We start from the raw sequence: 407 nt of genomic DNA on the forward strand, positions 1-407 counted from the left end.
GGTATGTAAAAAAAATACGCAAATTCTATGGAGATAAATTTAATTTTGCTTATGAGTGTGTACGTAAATATATACCTAACGAATACATATTAGGTGATGGTGGACTTCACTTATTTTTAAAACTAAAAAATATTAATTCTAGAAAATTGCTGAATAAATGCTATGAAAAAGGCGTAATATTTATGCCTGGTGATATATTTTTWATAATTACTATATCTGATTCTATATTTTTTTGAAATAGAATAAAAGCAGAGTTTTAGTTATATTTCAAGATTTGTAAAATTTCAAATTAATTAAATTATAAAGCATATAAAAAGTTATCACAAATAAATTTAGCAAAAAAAGTTAAAAAAATACAAATATATTGAAAACTATTATATACAAAAAATATATAATTGAATTGTTAA

1 pseudogene is annotated in these 407 nt (G+C 20.0%); it reads left to right on the forward strand.

What is annotated here, in order from left to right:
- Nucleotides 1–236 (forward strand): annotated as a pseudogene (locus G3997_RS03945) (hypothetical protein); the annotation flags it as partial.
- Nucleotides 237–407 lie beyond the last annotated feature (171 nt).

It is taken from the genome of Romboutsia sp. 13368, from assembly GCF_018336475.1.
In the GTDB taxonomy this organism is placed as follows: Bacteria; Bacillota; Clostridia; order Peptostreptococcales; family Peptostreptococcaceae; genus Romboutsia.